This is a genomic window from Alicyclobacillus sendaiensis NBRC 100866, from assembly GCF_001552675.1.
In the GTDB taxonomy this organism is placed as follows: Bacteria; Bacillota; Bacilli; order Alicyclobacillales; family Alicyclobacillaceae; genus Alicyclobacillus; species Alicyclobacillus sendaiensis.
In genome coordinates, this window is sequence record NZ_BCRQ01000123.1 from 1 (window position 1) to 1723 (window position 1723).

General features: G+C 50.4%; 3 protein-coding genes. All 3 read left to right on the plus strand.

Annotation, left to right across the window (positions count from 1 at the left end):
- A partial coding sequence (locus tag AS26_RS14125) for a TIR domain-containing protein (RefSeq protein ID WP_083516131.1) occupies positions 1 to 426 on the plus strand: 426 nt, incomplete at its 5' end.
- Positions 427 to 568: 142 nt separating this feature from the next.
- Complete coding sequence (locus tag AS26_RS13495) at positions 569 to 847, plus strand: hypothetical protein (RefSeq protein WP_157068517.1); 279 nt, start codon at positions 569 to 571, stop codon at positions 845 to 847.
- 587 nt (positions 848 to 1434) lie between these two features.
- Positions 1435 to 1723, plus strand: a 289-nt coding sequence (locus AS26_RS14130) for a DUF262 domain-containing protein (RefSeq protein ID WP_304504125.1), incomplete at its 3' end; no start/stop codon positions are given.

The following is a 1723-nucleotide window of genomic DNA, read 5'->3' on the forward strand; positions in this document are numbered from 1 at the left end:
GATCTATTCTTTAGTTACTACTTCAAGAATAAGGATGAATACGACGGAATACAGAGACTGCTGTCTGAACGTGGATACTTTGATTACCGCAACGGTTCTCTTGACGAGGACAATCCTGCTAAAACAACTAAAGAGATTGAGGAAGATATTCAATCTCAAATCAACTGGGCTGGAACGGTCGTTGTACTTATCGGGCCCGGAACATATACTCGACGTTGGGTTAACTATGAGATTGATTACGCCGCTGAAAAGGGAAAACGAATCGTTGGGGTATACTTGCGCGGTCAGTCTTCATCTCGAATCCCAGCGAGTCTGAGACGGCTATACAATGAAGGATACAAAGAATTGGCGTTAGTAAGGTGGAATGCTGACAGCATCGTCGCAGCCATCCGAGGCAAGAATTCGTGGGATGAAGGTGACAAGTGAAACGTTGCTTATACACCTTCACCAGAGGGAGAGCCCTCTGGTTTTGGTCTTTTGAAGGAGATATACAAAATCATTATTTTGTCTACTTTTGTTTAAACGGGGCTTAGCCGAATCGCTCTTGGTCGAAGACGTGGAATCCTGGATGGGTGTGAACTCCTGTGGTCTCCGCGTCGGCATCGCGGTCATTCAAGCAGGCCAAAGCCGTGCCGAGCGCGCTCTGCGTAGATTTAAGGTCAGCCGTTCACCTGTGACGGTGCAGCAGTTGCTGGATAACCTGCTTGGCGAAGAGGAGGCGCTGGAGCGGGAGGTGTTGACGCGTAACAAGATGGCCCGCGACAATTCTCGTTGGTGTATCGTGATGGACCTAATTGTGTTGGTGATGGGCCGCGGTGGTTCTGTGGAAGACGTCTGGGAAGGCTGATTCTTGCAATAGGGAAGACGGAATCGACGGCGTCATTAAAAGAGTGGACCGGTTAGGACTCGATGTTGGATTGCCCGCGGGGGATTTGGGTGTCAATTTGGGTGTCAACTCATCGAAAATCGCCTTTTCTCAGGTTCACTCTCCTCAAAACACAAGTGCCGAAATCCCAATCAGGACAAGGCTTTTCAGACCTGAGCACAACTCGGCGGTACCCCACGAAATTAGGCATTTTGACTCTCGTAATGAGCAGGTCGTCGGTTCGAATCCGACAGGTGGCTCCATAAAAACCGCGTAACGGCGCGGGAAATGAGCGAGGCTCCGAGGTGATCGGGGCCTCGCTTCGTTAATGACGGCCCATGAAGAACGACGCGGTAACGCAAAGGCATCGACGGACTTGTAGATCGTGTTGGGAAGATTTCTAATAAGATTGGGTTGTATAGCTATTTGGCGAATGCCGTCTCGTTGCGACGAGAAGACTGCTCGGAGAGGAGAACATGATCATGTCGTACGAGGCCATTTAGCTGCATGAAATTGTGCATCGCGCTGTCAATCACCACTGGAGTATTCCAGAGTTTCAACGCGGTTTTGTGTGGAGGGCAGGACAAGTAAAAGATTTGGCCGAGTCGCTGTGGTTGAATTATCCCATCGGAAGCTTTCTTCTTTGGGATAGTCGTGGCGGCGGTGAACCTCAACGCGCGATGGATGCGAGATCTCCGTCCCAATGGGTCGTAGATGGTCAGCAGCGTACGACAGCGCTGTGCATTTTGTTCGGCCGCAAACCATACTGGTGGGCGGATAGCGAGGAATGGAACCGAATTCTCAACAAATATGATATCCGTTTTGACATCGAGGCCAAGGAACCGCCGTATTTCCTGG

Coding starts and splice junctions, on each gene's coding strand:
- AS26_RS13495 (WP_157068517.1), top strand. CDS start 569: ATGGGTGTGAACTCCTGTGGTCTCCGCGTCGGCATCGCGGTCATTCAA.